The 25,357-nt window shown below is 71.2% G+C and carries 20 protein-coding genes and 1 pseudogene; 12 read left to right on the top strand and 9 right to left on the bottom strand.

Annotated features, from left to right (window positions below):
* Positions 1-4 precede the first annotated feature (4 nt).
* From Sri02f_RS24235 to Sri02f_RS43000, 4 genes are all read right to left on the bottom strand, one after another.
* Positions 5-3,007, bottom strand: coding sequence for an ATP-binding protein (locus Sri02f_RS24235; protein WP_109003401.1), 3,003 nt, complete (start codon positions 3,005-3,007; stop codon positions 5-7).
* 36 nt (positions 3,008-3,043) lie between these two features.
* Complete coding sequence (locus Sri02f_RS24230; RefSeq protein ID WP_109003400.1) at positions 3,044-3,526, bottom strand: hypothetical protein; 483 nt, start codon at positions 3,524-3,526, stop codon at positions 3,044-3,046.
* A gap of 55 nt (positions 3,527-3,581) precedes the next feature.
* Positions 3,582-3,845, bottom strand: a complete 264-nt coding sequence (locus Sri02f_RS24225; RefSeq protein WP_093773962.1) for a hypothetical protein — start codon at positions 3,843-3,845, stop codon at positions 3,582-3,584.
* A 65-nt stretch (positions 3,846-3,910) separates the two neighbouring features.
* On the bottom strand, positions 3,911-5,590 hold the full coding sequence (locus Sri02f_RS43000; RefSeq protein WP_245970758.1) for a conjugal transfer protein: 1,680 nt from the start codon (positions 5,588-5,590) through the stop codon (positions 3,911-3,913).
* A 334-nt stretch (positions 5,591-5,924) separates the two neighbouring features.
* Here Sri02f_RS43000 and Sri02f_RS24215 point away from each other — a divergent pair, with 334 nt between their 5' ends.
* From Sri02f_RS24215 to Sri02f_RS24190, 6 genes are all read left to right on the top strand, one after another.
* On the top strand, positions 5,925-6,467 hold the full coding sequence (locus Sri02f_RS24215; RefSeq protein ID WP_245970776.1) for a hypothetical protein: 543 nt from the start codon (positions 5,925-5,927) through the stop codon (positions 6,465-6,467).
* 43 nt (positions 6,468-6,510) lie between these two features.
* Entirely contained in the window at positions 6,511-6,873 is a 363-nt protein-coding gene (locus tag Sri02f_RS24210) for a DUF4913 domain-containing protein (protein WP_109003399.1), read from the top strand.
* A 203-nt stretch (positions 6,874-7,076) separates the two neighbouring features.
* Entirely contained in the window at positions 7,077-7,745 is a 669-nt protein-coding gene (locus Sri02f_RS24205; protein ID WP_109003398.1) for a hypothetical protein, read from the top strand.
* A 6-nt stretch (positions 7,746-7,751) separates the two neighbouring features.
* The gene (locus tag Sri02f_RS24200; protein WP_109003397.1) at positions 7,752-9,869 is read left to right on the top strand and encodes a peptidoglycan DD-metalloendopeptidase family protein; all 2,118 of its coding nucleotides are present in this window, start codon (positions 7,752-7,754) and stop codon (positions 9,867-9,869) included.
* Positions 9,870-9,992: 123 nt separating this feature from the next.
* A complete protein-coding gene (locus tag Sri02f_RS24195) occupies positions 9,993-11,381 on the top strand; it encodes a PQQ-binding-like beta-propeller repeat protein (protein ID WP_109003396.1) in 1,389 nt (462 codons plus the stop codon).
* A 91-nt stretch (positions 11,382-11,472) separates the two neighbouring features.
* Entirely contained in the window at positions 11,473-13,203 is a 1,731-nt protein-coding gene (locus Sri02f_RS24190; RefSeq protein WP_109003395.1) for a type IV secretory system conjugative DNA transfer family protein, read from the top strand.
* Between the two features lie 88 nt (positions 13,204-13,291).
* On the opposite strand, the gene Sri02f_RS24185 is transcribed toward Sri02f_RS24190, so the two are convergent.
* Positions 13,292-13,987, bottom strand: coding sequence for a hypothetical protein (locus tag Sri02f_RS24185; RefSeq protein ID WP_176589891.1), 696 nt, complete (start codon positions 13,985-13,987; stop codon positions 13,292-13,294).
* A 270-nt stretch (positions 13,988-14,257) separates the two neighbouring features.
* Between Sri02f_RS24185 and Sri02f_RS24180 the strand changes: the two genes are divergently transcribed.
* Both Sri02f_RS24180 and Sri02f_RS24175 read left to right on the top strand, forming a co-directional pair.
* Positions 14,258-15,367, top strand: coding sequence for a sugar ABC transporter substrate-binding protein (locus tag Sri02f_RS24180; RefSeq protein WP_109003394.1), 1,110 nt, complete (start codon positions 14,258-14,260; stop codon positions 15,365-15,367).
* A gap of 341 nt (positions 15,368-15,708) precedes the next feature.
* Positions 15,709-16,690, top strand: a pseudogene (locus Sri02f_RS24175) (helix-turn-helix transcriptional regulator); the annotation flags it as partial.
* A gap of 321 nt (positions 16,691-17,011) precedes the next feature.
* On the opposite strand, the gene Sri02f_RS24170 reads toward Sri02f_RS24175, so the two are convergent.
* Entirely contained in the window at positions 17,012-18,037 is a 1,026-nt protein-coding gene (locus tag Sri02f_RS24170) for a helix-turn-helix transcriptional regulator (protein ID WP_109003393.1), read from the bottom strand.
* A 37-nt stretch (positions 18,038-18,074) separates the two neighbouring features.
* Positions 18,075-19,058, bottom strand: coding sequence for a helix-turn-helix transcriptional regulator (locus tag Sri02f_RS24165; RefSeq protein ID WP_109003392.1), 984 nt, complete (start codon positions 19,056-19,058; stop codon positions 18,075-18,077).
* 142 nt (positions 19,059-19,200) lie between these two features.
* On the opposite strand from Sri02f_RS24165, the gene Sri02f_RS24160 reads away from it, so the two are divergent.
* Both Sri02f_RS24160 and Sri02f_RS24155 read left to right on the top strand, forming a co-directional pair.
* Positions 19,201-19,476, top strand: coding sequence for a hypothetical protein (locus tag Sri02f_RS24160; protein ID WP_109003391.1), 276 nt, complete (start codon positions 19,201-19,203; stop codon positions 19,474-19,476).
* Complete coding sequence (locus Sri02f_RS24155) at positions 19,473-19,808, top strand: Rieske (2Fe-2S) protein (RefSeq protein WP_069768324.1); 336 nt, start codon at positions 19,473-19,475, stop codon at positions 19,806-19,808. The genes Sri02f_RS24160 and Sri02f_RS24155 overlap by 4 nt, the downstream gene beginning before the upstream one ends.
* A gap of 299 nt (positions 19,809-20,107) precedes the next feature.
* On the opposite strand, the gene Sri02f_RS24150 is transcribed toward Sri02f_RS24155, so the two are convergent.
* A complete protein-coding gene (locus Sri02f_RS24150) occupies positions 20,108-20,521 on the bottom strand; it encodes a pyridoxamine 5'-phosphate oxidase family protein (RefSeq protein WP_109003390.1) in 414 nt (137 codons plus the stop codon).
* Between the two features lie 119 nt (positions 20,522-20,640).
* On the opposite strand from Sri02f_RS24150, the gene clpB reads away from it, so the two are divergent.
* A complete protein-coding gene (clpB, locus tag Sri02f_RS24145) occupies positions 20,641-23,247 on the top strand; it encodes an ATP-dependent chaperone ClpB (protein WP_109003389.1) in 2,607 nt (868 codons plus the stop codon).
* A gap of 155 nt (positions 23,248-23,402) precedes the next feature.
* Positions 23,403-23,948 carry a type III secretion system chaperone family protein gene (locus Sri02f_RS24140; RefSeq protein WP_109003388.1) on the top strand — a complete coding sequence of 182 codons (546 nt, stop codon included), beginning with the start codon at positions 23,403-23,405 and terminating at the stop codon, positions 23,946-23,948.
* A 133-nt stretch (positions 23,949-24,081) separates the two neighbouring features.
* Here Sri02f_RS24140 and Sri02f_RS24135 read toward each other — a convergent pair whose 3' ends face one another.
* Complete coding sequence (locus Sri02f_RS24135) at positions 24,082-25,281, bottom strand: pyridoxal phosphate-dependent aminotransferase (RefSeq protein WP_109003387.1); 1,200 nt, start codon at positions 25,279-25,281, stop codon at positions 24,082-24,084.
* Between the last annotated feature and the right edge of the window lie 76 nt (positions 25,282-25,357).

Below are 25,357 nucleotides of genomic sequence, written 5' to 3'. Positions count from 1 at the left end.
GTCGTCACACGGGCTGCGCGACCGCGTCCTGTTCGGCGCGTTGTGCGGACGCAGCCGGGTCCCGCTCCGCCTCCTGCATGAACGTCCAGTCCCACACGCTCAGGGGCGGGTTGACGCCCTGGCGGGCCGGGCGGGTGGTGCCGTTGGTGTCCGTGGCGGCGAGGATCTCCTGGAAGACGAGGTCGACGGCGACCGTGCCGACGCGCTTGTCCGCGTCGCGCTGGAGGCAGACGCCCGTGCGCAGCTCCTGCAGGGCGGCGATCACCTTCGGGTCGTTCTCCGGGCGGCCGAGCAGCGGGGCCACCAGGGACGCCTCCTGCGCCGACTTCTGCTTGAAGGCGAACACCGTGTGGATCTGGTTGGCGCCGCCGCTGCGGGCCTCGGAGTCCTCGATCTGCACGAGGTCGATGGCCTGCTGGGTGATCAGGACCGTCACCGCGAGGTAGGAGCGGCCCTGCTTCAGCGCCCGGCGCATCAGGTCGCGGCCGGACTCGGTCGCGGTGACGACGTACGCCTCGTCGACGAAGAGGGCCTTGGGGCGCAGGCCGATCTCGCCGGTCACCGGGTTCTTCTCGTAGCCGACGTCGAGCATCTGGCTGCCGAGTTCCACGACCGCCATGAGGGCCGTCGCCGCGAGGCGCTCCGCCGGGTTCCAGTTGCGCGGGTCGGAGGCGGCCGGCGACTGGAAGCCGCGCAGGGTGATGACCGTGCGGCGCTTGCGCATGCTGGACAGCGGCTGCGGGTGCTCGGCGAAGGAGAGCCGGGCGTAGGGGAGGGTGCGCAGCTCGGTGAGGAGCATCTGCGCGAGCTTCAGGTCCTTCTGGGCCTCGCGGTCGCCGGTGGCCACCGCGTGGTCGTACGCCGCCACGACCTCGTCGACGACCTGCCACAACGTCGGCCGGGGAACGGCCAGTTCGGCGTCGCGAGCGGTGTGGCCCTGTTCGACTGCCTGGCGGATCGCGGAGTTGTAGCGGCCGATGACCGTCGCCATGCCCTCGATGACGGGCAGGCGGACGCGCTGGTAGTCCTCGTCGCCGAGGAAGCCGCGGAGCATCGACTCGGCGAGCAGACGGCCGGCGGGGACGTCGCGGGCGATGACCCACGGGTCCAGGACGCCCGCCTGGCCCTTGAGGAGGTCGACGACCTCCGTCTCCGCCCAGAACTCGGGGTTGATCGGCTGGAACCGGCTCTGGGGGGTGCCGAGGAGGCCCGTCTCCGCGTCGCCCGCGAAGTCCGGGTCGTTCACCTGGGAGCCGAAGGCCAGGTAGTAGCACATCTGGGCGAAGTCGGTCTTGGGGTCGATGACCAGGCAGCGGACGCCCGACTCGGACTCCTCGTAGAACTTCTGCAGCGCGAGGGAGGACTTGCCGCCGCCGGACGCGCCGACGATGGCGAGGCCGCCGCCGTCGTTGCGGGCCGGGCCCACGTGCAGCGAGTAGTGGACCGGCATCTTGCCCGCCCAGCCGACCAGATTGCCCACCCAGCCCAGGCGCTTGCCGGAACGCTGCTCCGGGTTGTCGCCCAACTCCGTGCCGGCCGTGGGCAGTCCGGCGCCGAGCTGTTCCACCTCCTGGAGGCGGAGGTAGGGGGCGATGGGCAGCTTGGGCGCGTCGCCGGGCAGTTGGGACTGCAGAAGGCGCCACTGCTGGCGGGTCGGACGCAGCAGGGTGACCTTGAGGTCCTGCTTGAACTGCATCTCCAGGACGCGGCGGCGGCGCTCCAGCTCCTTCACGTCGTGGGCCGAGATCGTGAAGCGGATCTGTGCCTCCATGCCCGGCATCTTGTGCTCGTCGATGTCGTCGACGAGCTCCTGGGCGCGGGTGACCTGGGTGGCCAGCCTGGTGTCGGGGCTGCGGCCGGAGTTGGCCATGTCGTTCATCTCGTCGACGAGGTTGCCGCGGATCTTGTCGGCGCGGTCCTTGAACTTCAGGTACGGGATGAGCGTGAACCGCATGTCGATCTCGACGGGGAAGTCCACGTGCTGGGCGGCGTACCGCGCCCACGCCGTCGACTGGCGGAAGCGGGTCTCGGCCGGCCAGTTCGCGGCGACGAGGGTGGTGGTGTAGCTGGTCTGCTGCTCGCCGGTGACCTCGTCGTACTGGTTGAGCACGATGTGCGTCTTGCGGTTCTCGCCGGAGAAGTCGACGACCAGGTCGAACTGGTTCGGGCCCCAGGCGCGCGAGCCGAGCACCGGCTCCGGCGGGACCGGAAGGTCGCCGTGGAGCGGCTTGCGGATCAGCCAGACGAGCTCCTCACGGCTGAGCGGCGCGCCCTTGAGGCCCTCCAGGCTCTCGTGGACCTCGACGGCGACCTGCGTCCACTCGGCGAGGACGTGCGGGGAGAGGTACTCGTCGGCGACGCCGGTCGCGGTGGCGGCGGCCTGGTCGGCGGCGCCGCGGACGCCGCGCAGGAGGCCGGGCTCGTCGTACGGCTCGTCGTCCTGGGCGACGACCCCGCTGCCGCCGTTGGTGCGCTTCAGCGAACCCAGCTTCACCAGCAGGATGTTGCGCTCGCGCTTGGCGCCGATGCGCTCCTGGTACTCGGCCTTGCGCAGGTTGTACGCCTTGTAGTTCTCGGTGGGCTCCCAGGCGATCGCGTTCAGTTCCTCCGCCCAGGTCATCGCGGTGATCGGCTGGTAGACCTTGCGGTAGTGGCACTCGACGTTGCGGTCGCCGCGGGCCAGGTTGAGCAGACCGCGGGCCGGCCCCTCGGCCATCGCCTGGAGCTCGCCGGCGTTCAGGTACTCGTCGATGGCGTTGGGCAGGACCAGGCCCGTCCACACCGAGTCGCCGTGCACGAAGATCATGTCGTCGGCGTAGCGGTAGGGGAGGCGGAGGTCCTCGCGGCGGGCGGAGGCCGAGGAGCCGGACTGCCTGGAGCGGGCCGAGGAGGACCGGTTCGAGCCGCGCTGGCCGCCCTGACCGTTCTTCTTGCTCGACGAGGCGGCCATGATCATGGCGACCACGAAGAAGGCGGCCGCCCCGCCCAGAAGGATCAACATGAACATGGAGGACTCATCCTGCGGTAGGTGACGTGTAGGGGGTCAGCGGTAGGTCGAGAAGGCGCTGCCGCGCTCGGCGGCCGCCCGGCGCGCAGCCTCGTAGCGGGCCTGCCACCGGGGTGAGCCAGGCGTGAAGAGGATGACCTGCCAGTGCAGTTCCTCGGGTTCCTGGTCGGCGGCGAGGCCCTGGAGGCGCTTGGGCTGGAACCACCAGTCGGTCATCACCACGATCTGCTGGCTCAGCGTGAGCGCCGAGGGCAGCGGCCGCCCCCACACGAAGTAGACGGCGAACGGCGGCCCGAAGTAGAGGATCGACGTCCACATCGACATCCCGAGGAACGGCAGGAACGCCGACACGGTGAACAGCAGGATGAGCCAGACCAGCCCGAAGCCGAAGGCCGCGCCCAGCGCGGGCAGCAGCAGGCCCGGCAGCGGGATGTTGCCCCAGTTCCAGATCCGCTTGGGGCGGTTGACCAGGTCGGTGTGGTCGTACGCGACCAGCGGCTCCGGGGCCTCCTGGCTCATGTGCGAACTCCTCGGTGTGAACGGCTACGGACGACGGTCCCGCCGACGGCGGACGTCAGCCCTTGCCGCCGCCGATCTGGCCGCCGAGGTCGATGAGCAGTCCGGCGAGGCCGGTGGCGCCGCCGATGATCAGGGCGGCGAGCGCGATCATGCCGAAGCCCTGGAAGGCCTCACGCATGCCGTCGCCGCGCTTCATCGACAGGAGCATGCGGATGCCGAGGATGAGGAGGGCGATGACGGCGACCATCGTTCCGGCGTTGCGGAGGATCGTCTCGATCTCTCCGAACATGTCCTCCATGGTGGTGGCGGCCAGGTACACGGTGTTTCCTCTCGAGTGGTGAAGCAGTGGCAAGCGGTATGCGGATGCGGAACGGCGCGTCCCGGTCAGGACTTGCCGGGCTTTCCGCTCGGCGACGGCTTGGCGGGGGAGGCGGGCGGGGACGCGGACGTGGAAGGGCCGGACGAGGGGGACGCGGTGCCGGAGTCGTCGGCGCTGTCGGCCCGCCCGCCCTGTGAGTCGAGCACGCCGCCCCGGATGTCCTTGATGAACCAGCCCTGGGCCGTGTTGACCACGGTCATCCGGTAGGCACGGCGCACCGTCTCGCCCTTCGGGTCGCCCCAGTCGACGATCACGCGGGCCTCGACGGCCTGTCCGGCGGGGTAACGGTACGGGTCGGTGTTCTGCACGCTCTTGGGGACCAGGGCGACGACGTCGTTGATCGTCGGCGTGTTCAGCCGGCCGGACAGACCCGAGGTGGCCGACTGCGAGGCGTCGGGCGTCGTGAAGCGGGCCATGGCGGTGGCGTCGGAGGCGCCCCAGGCGGAGAAGTAACCCGGCAGCACCTGCTGCTTGAGCTGTTGCGCCAGGGCGTCGTCCTTGACCTCGTCGTTCAGGTCGAGCTCCGGGACGTCGGCGCGGGCCGGCAGCGGCATCTGGCCCACGTCGCCGGCGACGCGCATGCCGTCGCCCGTCTTCAGGTTCTGCACATAGACGGGAACCGTGAGCGTCGTCAGCGTTCCGTCGTCCGTGCGGACCTGTACGCCGATGTAGCGGCCGTGGTCGCCGTACTCGGGAAGCTGCTCGGCGGTCCCGTCCCAGGCGGCGGAGACGGCGGTGGAGGTGCCCTCGCCGCTCCAGCCGCACTCGGCGTCGACGCCGGCCGAGGCGTAGCGCGCGAGGCTCGCCCGGCGCGTGGAGGCGGTCTCCGGGGAGAAGGTCATGCACAGCATGGCGTACTGCTCGGCGAAGGTCGCCGCCTGCTGGGTCGGGAAGTCGGTGAGGCGATACTTGTCCACGTCGGCCGCGTCGAGGCCGGCGGTCGACGGGCCGGACGACTTGCCGACCACCAGCCCCATGACTCCGCAGGAGCCGAGGGCGAACAAGCAGGTGGTGATCAGGAGGGTGGCGCGGAGCGCCACGTGCGTACGGCGTCCGCCGCCGGAGACCCGGCCGCCCGGCTTGGGGACGTCGAAGTCGCGTACGGCTTTGGGGGCGGACGGGGAGAGCACGGGACCGCCGGCGGTCGGCGTGGCGGCCTGCGCAGCGGCCGGGGCGACGGCGCCCGTCGCGCGCAGCGCGAGCGTCGGGGAGCCGGCGGCAGGGGACACGTGGCCCTGCTGGGGCGGCGCGCTCCGGCCGGCAGGGGCCGGGGCATGTGCGGCGGCAGCGGAGGCCGTCGACGCGCCGCCGTGCTTGCGCTGCTCCTTCTCCGCCTTCTTCTGTTCGTAGGCCGCCTTGCGTGCGGCTCGTTCCCGCTCGCGCTTCTCCTTCTTCGACTCGCCCTGGGGGCGGGTCTCGCGCGGCGGCAGTGACGGGACGGCGGCCTGGCCGGCCCGGGGCGTGTTGCGCACCCAGGCGGCGGCGACCTGGGCACGGGCCGCGTCGGACGGAAGCTGCTGAGGCTGGGGAGCCTGCGGGGCGCCGGGCTGCGGCTGTTGGGCAGCGGGGGCCTGCTGTCCCTGCCAGGCCTGCTGCGGCGGCTGCTGGGAAGGACCGAAGGGCCCGGGCTGCCCCGAAGGCTGGCCTCCGCCGACCGCGCCAGCAGGGCTGTTGTGGTCTGTCATCGAGTCGGTTACTCCAGCGAGTCGGTTCCCCGTCCGCCTGGGCGGGTCAGGGCCGCACCGCACGACGGGCCCTGGCCATGCCAGGTGCGCTGGCAGTCTGACAAAGACCTGTCACCAGACCGCTGCCGCATTCCTCGCCGGGACTCCGGGGATTCCCGGCAGGTCTGTCTCGGGAAAACCGCCGGGAAAAGCATCAGGGACCTGCAAGGGAGAGGGCGTGCCGCACCGACCCGCTCCGGGCGCACAATGCGCTGGGAGCGCGTGCCCTGCGCGCCGGGCGCCGCCACCCGGCGCCCCGCCCCCTGGACCCGACGGACCCGGCGAAGGACGAGAGTTGACCGACCACAACGGGTACCCGCAGCAGCCGTACCCCCCGCAGCCCGACCCGCGTACCGGGGAGATCCCCCCGCAGGCGCCACCGGTCCAGCAGGCCCCGGCCCCCGTGCCGGCTCCTCAGGTTCTCCACGCACCCCAGGCCCCTCAGGTCTTCCAGGCCGAGCGTGCCTGGGTCGACGGCTACGAGCCCGGCGACCCCTGGCAGGCCCGCCTGTGCGTGGAGACGCCGTACGGGACCTTCGCGTATCCCCTCACGCCGAACACGATTCCCGAGCTCCTCGAGCAGATGGTCCTGGTGGCTCAGGAGCAACAGGGACTGCCGGTCGGGATCGACGAAGAACCGCAGACGCCCCTGCCGGGCGACGGGGACGACGGCGAGGAGCAGCAGGGCGCCGGAGCCCGTCTCCGGGGAGGTCGCGCCGCCCGTATGACCGGCTGGGCCGTCGTGCACGACCTGTGGGAGCGCGAGGACCCGACGGCGCGCATCGTGATGGGCGCGATCGTGGTGGTGGTGCTGCTGCTCGGTATCGTCCTGACCTGACCGCATCCGCGCCCCGATCGCAGCCACCCGCAGGAGTCGAGCGATGACCGCCACCGAACCGGCTTCCGAGGAGCCGGAGTTCTACTTCGCGGACGTCTTCGTCTTCGTCTCCGACTACCTCGCGCAGGTGATCCGCCGTCGCGTCAACGGCTCTTCGGCGACGTGGTGCCCGAAGTGGTGGGAGCACCCCGAGGCCGGCGCCCGGCTGTCGGCGCTGTGGCTGGCCTGGGAACACCTGCGCCAGGACCCGGCGCTCGGCATGTCGACGTGGTGGCTGCACCATGCGGACCCGCATCTGCGGGTGCTGATGGACGCCGACTCCGGTCCCTTCGCGGCCTGTTCGCCCAAGGACGGTCACACGGCCTACCCGTTCGACCCGCTACCGGTGGATCCGCGGCCCGAGTGAGAACGGCTCCCGTCTGCCGTACGCCGCCCGCGCCGCACACGCCGGCACGGTGATGTGGGGGCGGGCCGGTGTTTCCTCCCTTTTCCCGCTGCCCGCCCGCAGGGTTTCCCCGCCGGGAATTCCCCCGACTCCCCGCCTCCCCCGCCACCTACCGTGTCCCGGTCACCCGCCGTACCGGCTCAGCACAAGGGAGGCGCGGGAACGTGGATTTGCCTGAGGAGGGCAAGCGCTCGGGGCTGCTCGCCCTGGCGGTGCTCGGAGTTCTGCTGGTCGCCGTGCTCACGGTGTTCACCGTCTTCGACGGCGACGAGGGAGGCGATGGCGGGGCGGCGGCTTCGGCCGCGCCGTCGGCGGGACGGCAGGACGCCGCGAACGCGGACACGGGATCGGACGGCAAGCAGGAGCCGAGCGGCGGGGCCACGCCCATCGTCGCCCTCACCGAAGTGGCCGAGGCGCACGAGGTGATGGCGAAGTACATGGCCGGCCTCAGCACGTACGACCATGCGAGCAACCCGGCGGCGTGGAGTGCTCCGCTGCTCGGCCTCACCAGCGGTGACACGCAGATGAAGCAGGCCACCACCCTGCCCGCGGGCAAGGCGTGGGCCCAGTGCGAGGCCGACCGATGCTCGTCCAAGGGCACGGCGACCGTCGTACGGGACGCGATGATCTCGGACGACCTGGTGCGGGGCAGCGGACGGTCGATCTCCAGTGTGGTGAACGTGTCCGCCGCGCGGACCGCGGGCGGAAAGACCGTCACCGAGTCCAACAGGTGGCTGGTGACGGTCAAGGAGGAGAGCGGCGAATGGGTCGTCTCCGGCTTCGACATCTTCGGTCTCGGCGACGTGGGCGCCTCTGAAGAATCGGGGGAGTGAGCCGCCATGGTGGCACCCGCCGTACTGGCGGCCGCGCAGAAGGCCGCCAAGGTCGCCAAGACTGCCAAGAAGGCGCGTCAGGCCGCGTCGGGCGGAGGTGATCAGGGCGACGGCAAGGGCAAGGACAAGGACAAGGGCAACCTCAAACTCTGGCTCGTCCTCGGGGGCAGCGGCGGCCTGCTGACCTTCGGCGGCATATCGCTGGTGACCGTCATCCTGATGGGGATGATCGGCGGAACCGGCAACGGCGCCGTCGCGGCCGCGTGCGGCGACTATGCCGACAACGCGAACGCCGGCAACACCGGTGACGCGGCGGCCACCAATCCCATCCTGCCGGCGGGCAAGATGTACATGCCGAGCGAGACCGCCCGCAACGAGATACCGCCGAAGATGATCCTTGCGGCGATGCGCGCCGCAGCCCGGTACGACGGTCTCGACTGGGGGCTCATCGCCGGTCAGATGTATCAGGAGACCAAGTTCGGCCAGGACAAGTCGGCCGCGCCCGGCGGCAAGAACTCCCTCGGCTACATGGGCATCCTGCAGTTCGGCACCCCCGCGTGGACCGACTACGGCGCCGACGGCAACGGCGACGGCAAGAAGGACCTGTACAACATCGACGACGCCGCCTGGGCCGCGGCCAACTACCTGCACGCCAACAAGGCCGAGACCGCGCCGTTCAAGGCGCTCCAGATCTACTCGGGCTCGACGGCGTCCAACACCATCTACCCGCGCGTCGTCATCACCCAGGCCACCCGTTACCACGGGGTGCTCACCGGCGACCAGGAGCTCATCAAACGCTGGTACGCGCACCTGAAGGAGGCCGTCGACAAGAATCCCGGTTTCCCCACCCTGGGCCAGCAGTCGGACATTCCGGAGCCGGTCGGCAACAACGCCCAGCCCACTTCCGCGCTGAGCATCGCGGCGACGGCTCCGCGCTCGTGGTCCACCCCGCCGCTGCCCGGCGGCGACGAGGAGAAGACCACCACGGCCATGGCGCCGGCCGGGTACACGGTGAGCGCTCCAGGCGCGAGCGCCGCCGTTCCCGTCGCGTTCCCGGCGGCCAAGCAGCCCACGGGCGGGGCGGGTTGGCAGTGGCCCATCAAGGAGGGCGCCTACACGCTGGGCACCAAGTACCACCAGAACGGCGCCATGTGGAGCCTCGGCTACCACACCGGCCTCGACCTCGTGGCGCCGTCCGGCACCCCGATCTACGCCGCGGCCGACGGCAAGATCGTCCACGCGGGTCCCGGCGGCTCGTACGGAAACGAGACCGAGATCCAGCACGAGGGCGGCGTCATCTCGCTCTACGCCCACCAGACCTCGATCAAGGTGTCCGTCGGCCAGACCGTCAAGCGCGGCGACCAGATCGGCACCGTCGGCGCGACCGGCAACGTCACCGGGCCCCACCTGCACTGGGAGGTGCGCGTCCCCGGGGTCGACAACCCCTTCGTCGCCGGCCAGGACGCGGGCCCCGGCATGGTCGACCCTCAGGAGTGGATGAAGGGCCGGATCACCGCCAACCCTGACTACGGCACCGTCCCGGGTTCCGTCGACGACGGCAAGGGCAAGGGAAAGGACGCCCAGTACGCCGACTGTGCGCAGGAGAACGGCAGCGCGGCCGTCCCCCCCGACGGCGCCGGCGCCTCCGGCGTCCTGCCCGACTCCGACGACCCGGTGATCCGCGCGGTCCTCGGCTGGGCCCAGCGGGGCATCGGCGTCCCCTACGTGTTCGGAGCTCCCCGGCTGCAGGGGCAGAACCCCACCAGCTTCGACTGCTCCAGCTTCACGCAGTGGGCGTACTACATGGCCAGCGGCGGGAAGATCGACATCGGTACGACCACGTACACCCAGGAGCCGTACCTCAAGAAGTACGAGGTGCCGCTCTCGCAGGCCCAGCCGGGCGACGTGATCTTCTTCCGGCCGGAGGGCAACCACTCGGGGCACGTGGGCCTGGTCTGGGACCCCAAGGGTCACAAGATCATCCACGCTCCACGGCCGGGCAAGACGGTGGAGTTCAGCAACTGGGACTACCAGGACAAGATCACCGGCGTCTACCGGGTCCCCATCCCGCAGGGCACCAACCCCGTCGAAGGCGACGGAACGGGTCACGAGAAGGGCGCCTGACGCCCGGGGGCGTCCCCCCCGGCTCCGTCTCGTTCCCTCTGCCCTCCTTCCCTCCTTCCCTCCTTCCCTCTTCATCTTTCCCCCCTTTTTCCCTATCTCCTTATCCCTTACGGAGCACCGCAGTTGACCAAGCCGCGTATCGCCCTCATCGCCGGGACCGTGCTGTCCCTGGGACTCGTCGCCGGGTGCGGCGGCGGTGACGCGCGGGCCGGTGCGGACACCACCGGTTCGGCGTCCCCGAAGGCATCGGCGGGCGCGGCGAAGTCGCCCGCCTATTCCGGCGACCCGATCCCCGGGCTGTCCGCGAAGCCTGCCTGGAGCCTCGCCCGGAAGGCCGAGGCCGCCCTGTGGTGCGCCGGCCACGCGGCCCGCCCGGCCGACGACCAGGGTCAGGCCGGCCTCTGCGCCGTGGGCGACGCCTTCCTTCTCGTCGAGGACCTGTCCCCGCGGGTCCAGGAGGGCGAGGCGGACCCGCAGACGGCGCACTTCGTGGGTCATCTCTACGACGCGGCCACCGGGAAGGAGCGCCGCACCTTCACCGTCGAATGCACCTACGACCCGGCCGAGAGCGACGCGCCCAGCCGCGACCTCCACGTCCAGGTGGGGACCTGGAAGGACGGTTCCCCGGCCGTTCTGATCCGCACCTGCGAGAACAGCCGGGCGAGCGGCCTCAAGAAGGCCGCCGTCAAGACCGTCTACACCATGTACGCCCCCAGCGGCGCCGAACTGGGCAGCTCCGCCTACGCCGACGAGCAGCACGCCGACCTGCCCGTCGTCCGTGGCCATGTCCTGCTGCCGGGCCGCGCGTACGACGACCGCACCCTCGCCCCGATCGGGGGCGGCGAAAACCTGGTGCTGCCCGCGAAGCTCGCCGCAGCCGAGCCCCTCGGCACCGGACAGGGATACGTCCCCGAGGGGGACGGGGTGAACGAGCCCCTGAAAATGATCGACCGCGGCACCGGCCGGGCCCTGTGGACCACGACCGAGCTCACCCCGCCCGCCGACGTCGTCGCGCAGGGCGAGAAAGGCGAGGAGGCGGACGCCGAACTCTTTCCCCTCCGCGGCGACCGGGCGATCCTCGCCTGGTCGGCGAGCGGCTCCAACGACGCCGTGCTCACCACGGTCGACCTGCGCACCGGAGCCACCCTGGCCGTCGGACCGCACACCACGCTCAAGGAGTTCGACCAGACCGCCGTGCCCGTCGTGTCTCCCGACGGCACGACCGCCGTCGTGAACTTCACCGAGGGCGCCGTGGCGTGGGACACCCGCACCGGAGCCGAGCTGTGGCGGCAGCAGGCCGACGACAAGGACGTCCAGCCCCTGATCGCCACCGGCAGCGGTCTGCTGTACGCGAACCTCGAACACGACCAGGGGGTGCTGGCCATGAAGACCAAGAAGCTGATCGGCCTGCTGCCCCAGGGGACGGACGCACCCGAGGAGTTCACCACCGACGGATACACGCTGATCCAGACCGACGGCGCCTGGTTCGCCTTCGCGGCGGAGAAGGCCTGACCGGCCCGGTACCGGCTCTCCTCCCGCCGGCTCACACCGTTCTCCCTCGCCTGTACACAGCTTCCCCAGTCCAGAAAGGACGGACCCGCGGGTGACCGCAGAACAGCAGAAGAAGCCCCGCGCCGAGGACGACTGGACCTTCGAGATCGTCATCGCCGTCGCGGTCGTGCTCGTCGTCGGCGCCGGGGCCTGGCTGGCCGCGAAGATCGGGGCCGGGTACGCCGACGCGCCCGCGCCGGCCGGCGATCCGCTGACCTTCCTCGTCGACGTGGTCAAGGGCGACTACAGCTGGCCGGGTTCCGCGGCCAGCGCCGTCGCGGCCGGGGAGGCGGTGGTGGCCGGGATCCTCGGCCTGGGCGCCTACCGGGTGCGCGAGCGGTTCAGGAACAGGCCGAAGGTGGACGGCGCCGCCCGGCATCTCGCGAAGGGCGAGGAGCTCGGCAGGCTGACCATGAAGGGTGCGGCCGCCACCGCCGAGCGCCTCGGCGTGCGGTCGCGCACGCCCGGCGTGTTCATCGGACGGTCCGTGAAGGGCCGTCAGCCGCTGTTCGGCTCGTACGAGGACATGCACGTCGACATCTGGGGTCCCCGGACCGGCAAGACGACCCGGCGGGCCATTCCCGCCATCCTCGACGGACCCGGCGCGGTCCTCGTCACCTCGAACAAGCGCGACATCGTGGACGCGACCCGGGGGCCGCGGACCGCGCGCGGACCGGTGTGGGTGTTCGACCCGCAGCAGGTCGCGCAGGAGGAGCCGAGCTGGTGGTGGAACCCGCTGTCGTACGTCACCGACGTCGCCAAGGCCCGCAAGATGGCCGACCACTTCGCCAGCGGCTCGCGTGACGCCAACGCCTCCACCGACGCCTTCTTCGACCCGGCCGGCCAGGACCTGCTGGCCAGCCTGCTGCTCGCCGCCGCCTGCGCCAAGGCGCCGATCACCCAGATCTACACCTGGCTGTCCAACCCCAGGGACGACACCCCGGAGCGGATCCTGCGCGGCGCCGGGCACGCCATGTCCGCGGACGGCGTGGCCGGCGTCGTCAACGCCCCCGACAAGCAGCGCAGCGGCATCTACGGCGTCGCCCAGCAGATGGCGTCCTGCCTGGTCAATCCCGAGGTCAACCGGTGGGTCACACCGCCCGCCGACGCGTACGCGGCGGAGTTCGACCCGCACGCCTTCGTCCGGAGCGGCGGCACCCTGTACTCCCTGAGCAGGGAGGGGCGCGACTCCGCCGGGCCGCTCGTGACCGCGCTCACCGTGGCCGTCGTCGAGGCCGCCGAGGAGTACGCCACCACCCAGCGCGGCGGCCGCCTCCCGCTGCCCCTGGTCGGCGTCCTCGACGAGGCCGCCAACGTGTGCCGCTGGCGGAACCTGCCCGACCTGTACTCGCACTACGGCTCGCGCGGCATCATCCTGATGACGATCCTGCAGTCCTGGGCCCAGGGCATCGAGGTGTGGGGCGAGCGCGGCATGGAGAAGCTGTGGTCCGCCGCGAACGTCCGCGTCTACGGCGGCGGCGTCTCCGACACCCGCTTCCTGGGCGATCTGAGCGAACTGGCCGGCGAGTTCGAGCTGCGCGAGTACCAGACCAGCCGGGAGTCGGAGTTCGGCGGCTGGTCCGGCAACCGTGCCATCAGCGAGTCCACGCGCCGGGAACGCGTCCTGCACGTCTCCGACCTCGGGGCGATGCCGCCCGGCCGGGCCCTCGTCCTCGCCTCCGGCACCAAGCCGGTGCTGGTGGAGACGGTCCCCTGGTGGGAAGGGGCGTACGCCGCCGAGGTCCGGGCCTCGCTGAGGAAGTACGACCCCGGGGCTCGTTGACGGCCCTGCCGCGACACCCGTACCGCGACGGAGCGAGGGGCCCGCAGGCGGATGCCTGCGGGCCCCTCGGCGTTCGTCGTGCGGCGGATCAGACGCGCGCGACCCGGCGGCGGCGCGTGCCGAACCACGCCGCCGCACCGCCGACGGCCAGCAGGACGGCGGCCAGTGCGCCGTACAGAGCGCCGCCGGAACCGGTGCTGGCGAGCGAACCGGTCGCGCCCGCGGTGTCCGTGCCGCCGCCGGTCGTGCCGCCGGTCGTGCCGCCCGTGGTGGCCGCGGAGCCGGACGCGGACGCCGACGGGGTCACCGGGGCGGACGGGGACGGGGACGGGGACTGCGAGGCGGGCGACGACGGAGTCGCCGACGGCGAGCCCGTGGCCAGGGCGGGGCCGGCCGCCACCTTGGTGCCGGCCACGTTGAAGTAACCGGAGTCGGTCATGTACATCGACGATTCCAGCGGTACGACCGTGTCCTTCTTGATGTCGCTGTGCTCGCCGAGGGACAGGTAGAGGTCGACGGCCGACAGCCCGGAGGCCGCGCCGAAGCCCTTGGGGATCGCGGGCAGCTCCCACTCGCTCTCGCCGCTCTGCTTCAGCTTCACGATCTTGCCGTCGATCTTGGCCTCGAGGATGAAGTCGGGGTGGCCGGCGCCGTCACGGAAGCCGTTCGCGGAGATGGTGCGGTGCAGCTCGGCCGGGAATTCGCCGGGGCCGTCGGCGCGGGCCTCGAGCAACAGGCGGGCGCGCCGGCCGGGGCGGGCGACGGCCTCGTCGTCGTCATGCACCCAGGATCCGGACCCGCGGCCAACGCCGTTGGTTGCATGGTTCCTTGGGCGCTTTTCCGGAGGGACCTTCGCCGGGTTCTCGCAAGGTCTCCGCTTCGTCTCCATGCGTCTTCACCCGCTAAGCGGAGTGTGATGTTGCTACTTCGTTAAGTAGTTCCGCTTGACGACGGCGGCCGCTGCCGCGTTGTCTTTTCAGACACCTGGGTCACCTGTCGCACCCATGTCCGCATTGCACCGAACGCACCGAACGCACCTGAAGTGAGCCCCCGAATGCGTCGTATCGCCATAGCTGTGGTCGCCTCCACGATGTCCCTCACGCTCGCCGGGTGCGGGATGCTCGGGGCTTCGGAGGACGGCGCCAGCGCGACACCGACCCGGAGTGACGACATCACGGTGGGCGTGCTGATGCCGGAGGAGACGAACACGCGGTACGCCGAGTTCGACTACCCCATCATCAAGCGGAAGGTCGCCGAACTCACCGACGGCAAGGGCAAGACCGACTACGCGAACGCCGCCGCGTCCACCGACAAGCAGAACACCCAGATGCAGCGGATGATCGACGACAAGGTCGACGTCATCCTGCTGGACGCGGTCGACGCGAAGGCCATCGCGCCCATGGTGCAGAAGGCCAAGGACGCCAACATCCCCGTCATCGCCTACGACCGTCTGGCCCAGGGCCCGATCGAGGGCTATGTCTCCTTCGACAACGAGCTGGTCGGCGAGGTGCAGGGCCGCACCCTCGCGGAGGCCATCGGCACCGTCAGCCTGGCCGACAAGATCATCATGATGAACGGGTCGCCCACCGACCCCAACGCCGCGCAGTTCAAGCAGGGCGCGCTCAGCGAGCTCAGCGGCCGGGTCACGATCGCGAAGTCGTACGACACCGACAAGTGGAGCCCGGAGGCCGCGCAGGCCAACATGACGCAGGCGATCGAGGCGATCGGCAAGAACAACATCGCCGGCGTCTACTCCGCCAACGACGCCATGGCCGGCGGCATCATCAAGGCCCTGGAGTCGGCCGGCGTCAGCGCCGGCAACCTGCCCCCGATCACCGGTCAGGACGCGGAACTGGCGGCCGTGCAGCGCATCATCGCCGGCGAGCAGTTCATGAGCGTCTACAAGCCGTACCCCGCCATGGCCGAGGCCGCCGCGCAGGCGGCCGTCGCCAAGGTCCAGGGCCGCGAACTCCAGTTCGACGCCCTCACCCGCGACAAGGTCGACAGCCCGACGACCAAGGGCATTCCGGCCAAGCTGGTGACCGTGGTCGCGCTGACGAAGAGCAACATCAAGCAGACCGTCGTCGCCGACGGCATCTACAAGATCTCCGACATCTGCACCGCCAAGTTCAAGGCCGACTGCCAGGCCCTGAAGCTCACCTGATCCCCGGCCGCCCGACCGGCGGCCGCCCCGTGCCGAGGCTCCGCACACCGCCGCACACCGCCGACGGCGCGGAGCCCGGCCGGACTCCCCCGTGGCCCGGCCGGGTTGGTTCCGCCTGCTCCCGGGTGAAGAGCCCCCGGGGTAAGCGGAACCAACCATGCCCCTCGCGAAGGCCCCGCACCACCGTCAGCTTGTTGCAGTACCGGGGTAGGAGGCTGGGAGGAACTCCCACAGACGGGTGGTTTTCGACGGCCCCGGCCGGAGGAGCCGTGTTGCGGAGCCGGTCCGGGCCGCGCATAGTTGCGCTCCGGAAGAGGCGTACGGCGGGGGTGGGATGGGCGATGGCCGGGCACGGGACGGAGGAGCATCCACACGGTGCCGACCGACTGTGCGAGGCCGGGGATCGCGTGTATTCCCGGGCCGTACGACGCGGTCGGGTGGCGCGGACCGACGCCGAGCCGGTCCCGTGCCTGCTCGAGCTGGCCCTCCTGCACCCCGACCCCGACGACATGAACTGGCTGGTGCCGACCTCCCCGCAGGAGGTCATGACCCGGCTGCTGCGCGGACTGCACGACGAGTTCAGCGCCAGCCAGCGGCGGATGGGCTCGGCGGTCGCCGCCTTCGAGTGGTACGCGGGTCTGGGCGGGCCGGAGCGGGCCGCGACGGCCGGCGAGGGCGCGGCGATCCGCGTCCTGGACGGCCCCTCCCGCATCCAGGCCGCGCTGGACGCGGCGACCGAGGCGTGCACCACCGAGGTCCTCACCGTGCAGCCCGGCGGCATCCGGCGTGAGCACGAGCTGTCGGAGGGGCTGCACCGCGCGCTGGAGCTGCGCGGCCGGGGCGTGCGCATGCGCGACCTCTACAACCACGTGGCCCGGCACGGCCAGGGCCTGCTCAACTACCTGGAGCTGATGGGCGACACGGTGGAGGCGCGCACGCTGGACGAGGTCATCGACCGGTTGATCCTCTTCGACCGCAAGGTCGCCTTCGTCCCGGCCAACGCCGACCGCACGATGGCCCTGGAGCTGCGGCACCCGGCCCTGGTCTCCTATCTGGTGACGGTCTTCGAGCGGCTGTGGCGGCTGGCGATCCCGCTCACCGCCCCGCTGCCCGACCCGCGCGTCGAGGGCGTCTCCCACCGCGAGCAGTCCATCGCCGCCCTGCTGGCGGAGGGACACCAGGACGCGGTCATCGCCGAGCGCCTGGGCATCAGCGTCCGCACCTGCCGCGCGCACATCGCGCGCCTCTCGGAGACCCTGGGCGCGGCCAGCCGCACTCAGCTGGGGGTGCGGATCGCCCAGGTCGGCCTCGACCGGCCGTCCGACGAGGCGGCGCCGGGAGGCACGGCGGACGTCCCGGCCCAGGGGCACGGCCCCGACACGCTTGCCGGCACAGCGGCCGGCACGACCTCCGCCACGCCTGCCGGCACGACCTCCGGCACGACGTCCGGCACGTCCTCCAGCGCGCCTGCGGACACGTCCTCCGAGCCTGCGACCGCCACGGCGACCACAACCGCAACCGCACCCACAACCGCACCCACAACCGCACCCACAACCGCAACTTCCACTGCCCCAGCCGCTGCTTCTGCCTCCGCCGCTGCCCCCGCCCCGGAGCCGGCCCCCGCCCCTGCCCCGGCGCCGGCCCCTACGCCTGGCCCGGGCCCTGCTCCGGCGTCCGGCGCTGTTCCTGGTCAAGGATCCCCGACTGCCCGATGAGGTAGCCGAGTTGGGCGCGGCTCTCGCTGCCGAGGGTGGCGGCGAGCTTGGCGATGTGGACGCGGGCGGTGCGGATGTTCATACCGAGCCGGTCGGCGATGACGGCGTCCGTGTGTCCCTCGACGAGGAGGGCGGCGATGGCCTGCTGCCGGGGGGTGACGCCGCCCCTGGACGGCCGCTGGACGGCCTGCGGGTACATCGGGGTGGCCAGCCGCCAGAGCCGGTCGAAGGTCGTGGTGAAGTAGGTCAGGAGGGCCGGGTGGCGGACCTCCAGGGCGAGTCGGCCGTCCTCGCCGGCGGGGATGAAGGCGACCGCGCCGTCGATGACGATGAGCCGGTCGGTGACCTCGTCGAGGGTGCGGGCCTGCGCGTCGCCCCGCAGCTGCTCGTAGCGGGCCAGGACGAGGGGCTGGTGGCGCTGGGTGTGCTGGTAGAGGGTGCGGATGCGGCAGCCCCGGTCGAGCAGGGCCTGGTCGCGGGCCATGGCGACGGCGTGGGCGGTCTCGCCGCGCGGTCCGCTGTAGTGCACGTGGGGCTGGACGCAGAGCACTTCGCTGGCCGCTTCGGACGTCGCCTCGGTGATGGCCTCGTTGATGCGTTCCGTGCCGCTGAGGAGCTGTAAGGAGACGGGCTCGGCGGTGGCCGTGCGGGCGCCGGTGATCCGCATGAGGGGCTCGAACAGCGACGCGAGCCGTTCCTCGCGGCGCCGTTCCTCGGCGATGCGCATGCCCGAGGAGCGCAGCAGCCGGTGCAGGACGAGGGCCGGGGCCACGGGCTCCAGCTGGGCCACGTCGTCCACGACCGGGTGCAGGAGGCCGACGGACAGCAGGCAGGGGGCCGCCGTCTCGGCGTCCTCGGTCTTGACGCGCCCGTCGCGCAGGGCCTGCTCGTAGAGGTTCAGGCCCGCGGTGCACAGGTCCTCCACGCCGTGGTGGGGGTGCGGCGGCGCGTTCACTGCGGTTCTCCCTGTCGTTCTTCGTTCTCCGGGCGGGTCAGGGCTCCTGTTTGAGGATGCCCGACTGGGCTATGAGGAAGCCGAGTTGGGCGCGGCTGCCACTGCCGAGTGCGGTGGCGAGCTTGGCGATGTGGGCTCGGCAGGTCCGCACGTTCATGCCGAGCCGGCGGGCTATCGCCTCGTCGACGTGTCCCTCGACGAGCAGCTTGGCGATGGAGTGCTGGATCTCCGTGATGCCGTCGGGGGCGGTCTCGTAGGGGGCGCCTGTGGCGAGCGGGACGGCACGGCCCCACATGAACTCGAAGACCTTGATCAGGTAGCGGACCAGTCCCGGGTGCCGCAGTTCGAGGGCGACCTGCCCGTCGTCCCGGGTGGGGATGAAGGCCACGGTCTCGTCGCAGATGATCAGCCGCTCCACGAGTTCGTCGATGGTGCGGTACTCCACCTTGCCTTCGGTGAACTGGGAGACGTAGGCCAGCGTCTCGGGGCTGTAGCGGGCCGTGTGCTGGTAGAGCGTGCGGATGCGGCAGCCGCGGTCGATGAGCGGCCGGTCGCGCTCCAGTCCCTGGACGAGGGTGTGCTCCAGGCGGCGGCGGCTCGGCTGGACGGTGAGCATCTCGGTCTGGCACTGCGAGGTGGCCAGATCGAGTGCGGCGTTGATCCGGTCGATGCCTTCCAGCACCGTGATCGAGTGTGTGGTCGGCGTCGGCTGGGCGCTGAGGGTCATGAACGGCTCGAAAGCGTCGGCGAGTTCCACCGAGAGCCGTCTGCGTCGGGTGATCTCGCGTTCGATCGGGTTGAGCAGCTGGGACAGGGCGATCGACGGGGGTACCGGGCGCAGCCAGTTCGCGTCGTCAGGGTCCGCGTGGAGCAGGGCGAACTCCATCAGGCACGGAGCGGGCTCCACGTCGGCACGGGCTATGCGGCCCGTCCGAAGAGCGTTCCCGTAGAGACGGCGACCTTCCTCGCACAGCTCAGTCGACGCATGAGGATGTGTCTGCTTTGTCTGATTTTTCGTCAAATCTCCACCCCCCAGGGTCCTGAACGTGCAGGAACATGATGCATCGATTGTGTGGCCATGACGTGCCCGAATGGGCCATCGTCGTAGTCGACGGGGGAGAGGTGACCTTCAAATGAGGACGAAGCCGACTATGCATAAGAGAATGCTTCGCTCGGCGCTTGCCGCCGCCTTCTCCGCAGCGCTGGCCTTCGGAGCGCTGAGCGGTCTTGCGGGCACGACGGGCGACACGGCTCGCGACAGCACCTGGAGCCCGGGTGCCGACACCGTCGCCGTGGCCGGTGACAGCACGTGGGTCGCTCCCCGTGACAGCACCTGGGTCGTCACCGCGGCGGGCGTGCCGGGCGACAGCACCTGGGTGGCGCCCGCCGACAGCACCTGGGTCGCCCCGGCCGACAGCACGTGGGTCGCCGAGTCATGACCACGCCACCCGACGACCGCTCCTTCCGCCGTGAAATGGCGACCGCCTACCGCTCCGGCTGGCACTTCATCGACCTGGTCACCGCCATCCCCCACAGTGGTGACTCGTTGATGGTGACCGTGTTCGGCGAGCCGGTGGTCGTGACGCGCGACGAGGACGAGGACGTACGGGCCTACCGGTGCCTGCGTAAGCCCCGCGGGGCGCCGCAGCCCGTGCGCTGTGCCATCCGGTACGGAATGATCTTTGTGAACCTGGACCAGCGGGACCACAGGCTCGTCGAGCCCGAGGCTCCGCCCCTGAAGACCATCTCAGCCACCCCCCGCAGTGCCTGACGCGATTCCCCCGTCGTAACAGATCGCTCAGGCGCTTCCCCCCGCAGCGGCGTCACCGTGACCTGAACACGGTGACGCCGCTGCAGTTTGCGCGGACATTTCCGGTTATGCGGCTGGTTGAGCCTTGGCCGGAAATCGACGGGAGCGAATCCGGTCAACTGACCCGCTTATGCCTCCCGCGCGCCGCACGGTTCCCTCACGGCTCCCTTGCAACTCCTTCGCTGATCCCTCACCGATCGCCCGCCGATCCCTCACCGATCGCCCGCCGATCGCCCACCGATCGCCCGCCGATCGCCCGCTCAGCCGCGGCCCATCGCGCGGGTCAGCTCGATCTCGATCACCACGCGCGTGGGATTGGGGCCGGGCGTGCGCCCGTAGCGCAGCGCGTACCGCCGCACGGCGTCCGCGACCCGCTCCGGCTCCGAGCGGACGAACGCCCGCCCCTCCAGGGTGGCCCAGCGGCCGCCGTCCACCTGGCACACGGCGACCCGGGCGCCGTCCGGGCCCGCCGCCAGGACGTTGACCGCCTTGCGGCTGGCCCCGTCGGTGATGACCCGGGCCAGCCGGCTTTCGGGGTCGTACGTCACGCCGACCGGAACCACGTGCGGACTGCCGTCCGGACGTGGTGTGGTCAGCGTGCACAGATGGCGTTCCTGCCAGAAGGCGAGATACGGCGCGTCCGGGGCGCCCGGGTCCTGCGGGTAAGCGGCCATGGGCGGAACTTAGTGCGCCGGGAAGGGCGCGCGCACACCTTGAGCGGAATAGACTCAACTTTGTGTACGCTGACAGAGTCAGTACGGGAGAGCGCTGACGCAAGGAGGAGACAGCGAACGTGGACGCCGAGCTGACCAACCGGAGCCGGGACGCGATCAACGCGGCCAGCAGCAGGGCCGTGTCCGAAGGGCACGCCGACCTCACCCCCGCCCACCTGCTGCTCGCGTTGCTGCAGGGGCGAGGCCCTGAGGGAAACGAGAACATCATCGACCTGCTCGCCGCGGTCGACGCCGACCAGGCCGCCGTGCGCGCCGGGGCCGAGAAGGCGCTCGGCGCGCTGCCCAGCGTGGCCGGGTCCACCGTCGCGCCCCCGCAGCCCAACCGCGACATGCTGGCCGTCGTCGCCGACGCGCAGAACCGGGCCGCCGACCTCGGGGACGAGTACCTGTCCACCGAACACCTGCTGCTCGGCATCGCCGCCAAGGGCGGCCCGGCCGCCGAGGTGCTCACCCGGCAGGGCGCGACCGCGAAGAAGCTGCAGGAGGCCTTCCGCAAGGCCCGCGGCGGACGCCGGGTGACCAGCGCCGACCCCGAGGGCCAGTACAAGGCCCTGGAGAAGTTCGGGACCGACTTCACCGCCGCGGCCCGCGAGGGCAAGCTCGACCCGGTCATCGGCCGGGACACCGAGATCCGGCGGGTCGTGCAGGTGCTGTCCCGCCGCACCAAGAACAACCCCGTCCTCATCGGCGAGCCCGGCGTCGGCAAGACGGCCGTCGTCGAGGGGCTCGCCCAGCGCATCGTCAAGGGGGACGTGCCCGAGTCCCTCAAGGACAAGCGGCTCGTCGCGCTCGACCTCGGCGCGATGGTCGCCGGGGCGAAGTACCGCGGCGAGTTCGAGGAGCGGCTGAAGACCGTCCTGGCCGAGATCAAGAACTCCGACGGCCAGATCATCACGTTCATCGACGAGCTGCACACGGTCGTCGGCGCGGGCGCCGGCGGCGACTCCGCGATGGACGCCGGCAACATGCTCAAGCCGATGCTGGCCCGCGGCGAGCTGCGCATGGTCGGCGCGACGACGCTCGACGAGTACCGGGAGCGGATCGAGAAGGACCCGGCGCTGGAGCGGCGCTTCCAGCAGGTGCTGGTGGCCGAGCCGACCGTCGAGGACACCATCGCCATCCTGCGCGGTCTCAAGGGCCGCTACGAGGCCCACCACAAGGTGCAGATCGCGGACGCCGCCCTGGTCGCCGCCGCGACGCTCTCCGACCGCTACATCACCTCCCGCTTCCTCCCCGACAAGGCCATCGACCTCGTCGACGAGGCGGCCTCCCGTCTGCGGATGGAGATCGACTCCTCCCCGGTCGAGATCGACGAGCTCCAGCGGTCCGTCGACCGGCTCAAGATGGAGGAGCTGGCCCTCAGCAAGGAGACCGACGCCGCCTCCCGCGAACGCCTGGAGAAGCTGCGCCGCGACCTCGCCGACCGGGAGGAGGAGCTGCGGGGCCTGACCGCCCGCTGGGAGAAGGAGAAGCAGTCCCTCAACCGGGTCGGTGAGCTGAAGGAGAAGCTCGACGACCTGCGCGGCCAGGCCGAGCGGGCTCAGCGCGACGGCGACTTCGACACCGCCAGCAAGCTGCTGTACGGCGAGATCCCGACCCTGGAGCGCGACCTGGAGGCCGCGTCCGAGGCCGAGGAGGAGGCCGCGAAGGACACCATGGTCAAGGAGGAGGTCGGCTCCGACGACATCGCCGACGTCGTCGCCTCCTGGACCGGCATCCCGGCCGGCCGCCTCCTGGAGGGCGAGACGCAGAAGCTGCTGCGCATGGAGGACGAGCTGGGCAAGCGGCTCATCGGTCAGGCGCAGGCGGTCCAGGCGGTCTCCGACGCCGTGCGGCGCTCCCGCGCGGGCATCGCCGACCCCGACCGCCCGACCGGCTCCTTCCTGTTCCTCGGCCCGACGGGCGTCGGCAAGACCGAACTGGCCAAGGCCCTCGCCGACTTCCTCTTCGACGACGAGCGGGCCATGGTCCGCATCGACATGTCGGAGTACGGCGAGAAGCACAGCGTCGCCCGCCTGGTCGGCGCGCCTCCCGGCTACGTCGGCTACGAGGAGGGCGGCCAGCTCACCGAGGCGGTGCGCAGGCGGCCGTACAGCGTGGTCCTGCTGGACGAGGTGGAGAAGGCGCACCCGGAGGTCTTCGACGTCCTGCTGCAGGTCCTGGACGACGGCCGGCTGACCGACGGCCAGGGCCGCACGGTCGACTTCCGCAACACGATCCTGGTGCTGACGTCCAACCTGGGCAGCCAGTACCTGGTCGACCCGCTGCCCAGCGAGGCGGAGAAGAAGGAGCAGGTCCTGGAGGTGGTGAGGTCCTCGTTCAAACCGGAGTTCCTCAACCGGCTCGACGACCTGGTGGTGTTCTCGGCCCTGAACAAGGAAGAGCTGGGCCGGATCGCCCGCCTCCAGATCGACCGTCTCGCCAAGCGGCTCGCCGAGCGCCGGCTCACCCTGGAGATCACCGACGCGGCCCTCGCCTGGCTCGCCGACGAGGGCAACGACCCGGCGTACGGCGCCCGGCCGCTGCGCCGGCTGGTCCAGACGGCCATCGGCGACCGGCTGGCCAAGGAGATCCTGGCCGGCGAGGTCAAGGACGGCGACACGGTCCGGGTGGACGCGTTCGGGGAGGGCCTGATCGTGGGGCCCGCGACGGGCAAGGAGCTGTAGCCCCGTCATCCATACGATCCCCCTCCGCCCGTCACCCTCTCTTGGTGCAACAGGCCGGATCCTGTCAGCTCAGGGCTGACAGGGACCGGCGGGGGTTGCCACCCCCCTCCCCGCATGGGGGAGGATGGCGGGATCCGTACGAAGGGAAAAACACGGTGACCATCGACCCGTCCTCGATTCCGAATTTCGGGGGCCAGCCCGAGCCGCAGCCCCAGGGTGGACCGGCGGGCCCCGTCGTCCCGGATCAGGATCTCGTGAAGCAGCTCCTCGACCAGATGGAGCTGAAGTACGTCGTCGACGACGAGGGAGACCTCGCGGCGCCGTGGGAGGAGTTCCGCACCTACTTCATGTTCCGCGGCGAGGGTGACCAGGCGGTCTACTCGGTGCGGACGTTCTACGACCGGGCCCACAAGATCGACGACAAGGTGCAGCTCCTGGAGTCGATCGACGACTGGAACCGGCGCACCCTGTGGCCCAAGGTCTACACCCACACCCACGACGACGGCACCGTCCGCCTCATCGGCGAGGCGCAGCTGCTGATCGGCGCCGGCGTCAACATCGAGCTGTTCGTCTCCTCGACGGTGAGCTGGGTGCGCGCGGCCATCGAGTTCGACAAGTGGCTGGTGGAGCAGCTGGGCCTGGAGTCGGCCGTGAACGAGGCCGACGCCCCGGAGACCAAGCCCGAGGAGGACGACGAGTAGGTCCCCGACGACCTGCCCGCGCCCCCCACGTCGAGAGGCGCCCGCCCACACCCTGTGGACGGGCGCCTCTCGCGTTCGCTCGGCCCGCCGACGCCTTCAGCCGGGCCGCCGCGGCCTCGGCGGCGTCCTGGCGTCAGTGCGCGAACGCCTTGCGGAGCCGTTCCGTCGCGTCCGTCAGCACCTCGATGCGCTTGCAGAACGCGAACCGTACGAACGGTGCGCCCGCGTCCCGGTGGTCGTAGAAGACGGCGTTCGGGATGGCGACGACGCCCGCGCGTTCGGGCAGCGAGCGGCAGAAGGCGAAGCCGTCGCTCTCGCCGAGGGGGCGGATGTCGGTGGTGACGAAGTACGTGCCGGCCGGGCGGAAGACCGCGAATCCGGCCTCCGTGAGTCCCGTCGCCAGCAGGTCCCGCCTGGCCCGCATGTCCTCGCGGAACGCCTCGAAGTAGGCGTCCGGGAGTGTCAGTGCTTCCGCCACCGCGTACTGGAACGGGCCGGACGCGACGTACGTCAGGAACTGCTTCGCGGAGCGCACCGCCGAGACCAGGGCGGGCGTCGCCGTGACCCAGCCCACCTTCCAGCCGGTGAAGGAGAACGTCTTGCCGGCCGAGCCGATCGTGACCGTGCGCTCGCGCATCCCGGGCAGCGTGGCCAGGGGCACGTGCTCGGCGTCGTCGAAGACCAGGTGCTCGTACACCTCGTCGGTCACCACGAGCAGGTCCCGCTCCACCGCCAGCTCGGCGATCGCCGTCAGCTCCTCGCGGGTGAGGACCGTGCCGGTCGGGTTGTGCGGGGTGTTGATCAGCAGCAGCCGGGTGCGGTCGGTGACCGCGTCGCGCAGCTCGTCCAGGTCGAGCCGGAAGCGGGCCCGCTCCGGGTCCGGGCGCAGGGTGACCGGCACGCGCGCGGCGCCGGACATGGCGATGCAGGCGGCGTAGGAGTCGTAGTACGGCTCCAGGGCGATCACCTCGTCGCCGGGCTCCAGCAGGGCGAGGAGCGTGGCGGCGATGGCCTCCGTCGCGCCCGCGGTGACCAGGACCTCCGTGTCCGGGTCGAAGGCCAGGCCGTAGCGGCGGCGCTGGTGGTCGACGATCGCCGTGCGCAGCTCGGGGACGCCCGGACCCGGCGGGTACTGGTTGCCGCGTCCGTCCCGCAGTGCCCGCACGGCCGCCTCGCGGATCTCCTCGGGGCCGTCCGTGTCGGGGAACCCCTGGCCCAGGTTGATCGCGCCGGTCGCCGTCGCGAGGGCGGACATCTCGGCGAAGATCGTCGTCCCGAACTCGGCGAGGCGGCGGTTGAGGAAGGGGCGCTCGGTGGAGGTCATGAGCGTCATCCTGCGCCGAGGCCCGGCGGTTCCTCAACCTTCACCGTTCGCGCCGACACGGGACGACCCTGCGCGATCAGCCTCG

Source organism: Streptomyces rishiriensis (assembly GCF_003112535.1).
Classification (GTDB): domain Bacteria; phylum Actinomycetota; class Actinomycetes; order Streptomycetales; family Streptomycetaceae; genus Streptomyces; species Streptomyces rishiriensis.
This window is presented reverse-complemented; position numbering and strand designations above follow the sequence as displayed.